This is a genomic window from Asaia sp. W19 (assembly GCF_003994335.1).
Lineage (GTDB): Bacteria > Pseudomonadota > Alphaproteobacteria > Acetobacterales > Acetobacteraceae > Asaia.
The window spans coordinates 1-1,388 of the sequence record NZ_PNQZ01000100.1 but is presented as its reverse complement, the minus strand read 5'-3'; the positions used below and the strand labels follow the sequence as shown (position 1 = coordinate 1,388).

At 66.1% G+C, this 1,388-nt stretch carries 2 protein-coding genes; both read left to right on the top strand.

Translation table 11 applies throughout. The features are described 5' to 3' along the window. Positions 1-178: GTP-binding protein (locus C0V97_RS16715; protein WP_199751982.1), on the top strand; the 178-nt coding region annotated here is incomplete at its 5' end. 3 nt (positions 179-181) lie between these two features. Next, on the top strand, positions 182-1,388 hold a 1,207-nt coding region (locus C0V97_RS16710; protein ID WP_199751979.1), incomplete at its 3' end, for a cobaltochelatase subunit CobN.

The following is a 1,388-nucleotide window of genomic DNA, read 5'->3' as shown; positions in this document are numbered from 1 at the left end:
CGTATCKAAGGGCTATGCGCGCATTGCGGGCAAGAGCCTGCGCCTCGGCGTTCAGGCCGTGGGCGCGCGTATTCGTCATGCCTTCGAACAGGGCGAGGCGTCCCCTGGCCAACTCGTGGTGATCGGGCTGCACGGTCTGGATCCCGTGGCGGTGCAGCGCAGCTTCGACGAAGCCTGATCCATGCATATCCTCTTTCGGGAATCGCATGATCTGGACGGGCAGGCACAGGCCGAGGATCTCGCCCATGCGCCTGCCGATCTGATCCTGCTCTCTTTTTCCGAAAGCGATCTGTTGGGGATGCGGGCGATCCATGAAACGCGGGATCCGAGTCTTCAGGTCGCGACCCTGTCGCGCCTGCGTCACCCCCTTTCGGTCGATCTCTATATCGAGCAGACCATTGCAGGGGCACGCTGTGTGGTCGTGCGCCTGCTGGGCGGCACGGAGTACTGGCGCTATGGTGTGGATGAACTGCGCCTGACCTGTCGCGCAGCCGGTATCCCGCTCGCCTTCATTACGGGCGAGGCGACGCCCAACCCGGCGCTCCAGGCGCTGTCGAGCATTGATCCCGATCAGTGGACGCGACTCGATGCGCTGTTTCGCGAAGGGGGGGCACGAAACCTGCGTTGTGCCCTCACAGTGATGCGCGCGCTTGCCGGGTTGGGCGAGGATGATGGCGCTGAGGTCGAGCCTCTGCCGGGCTGCGCGCTGTATCGGCGTCTTGCGCCGTCACGACGCACACGGGCGCTGATCGTGTTCTATCGCGCCCATCTTCTGGCCGCCGACCTGGCGGGGATCGATGCGCTGGCCGATGCGCTCCACGCGTCCGGTATCGGGGTCGATCTGGTCTATGCGGCCTCGTTGCGCGCTCCCGAGGCCCAGGCTTTTCTCGATGACTGGCTGGTCAACACGCCGCCCGACATCATTCTGAACGCCACCTTCTTCGCGGCGCGGGGCGAGGATGGGACGGTTTCCGTGCTTGAGGCGGCCGGTGTGCCGGTGCTTCAGATCCTGCAACCAAGCACGACAGAGGCAGGCTGGGCCAAGGCGCTGCGCGGGCTTTCCCCTTCCGATCTGGCCATGCAGGTGGTGCTGCCCGAGCTCGATGGTCGCTTGAACGGGGCGCCCATCTCGTTTCGTGACGAGGCGCCTCCCGGCCTGCCCGCGCGGCGCGTTCCGTATGCGCCGGGTATCGCCCTGATGGTCGCGCAGGCGCGGAACTGGCTGCGTCTTGCGGCCGAGACCCCGCAGGAACGGCGTCTCGCCCTCGTGCTGTCGGATTATCCCGGTGCGGAAGGGCAGGCGGCCCATGCGGTCGGGCTTGACAGCTTTGCCAGTGTCGCCGCCATCACCAGCATGCTGCATGAAGCGGGTTACGATCTCTCCCCGC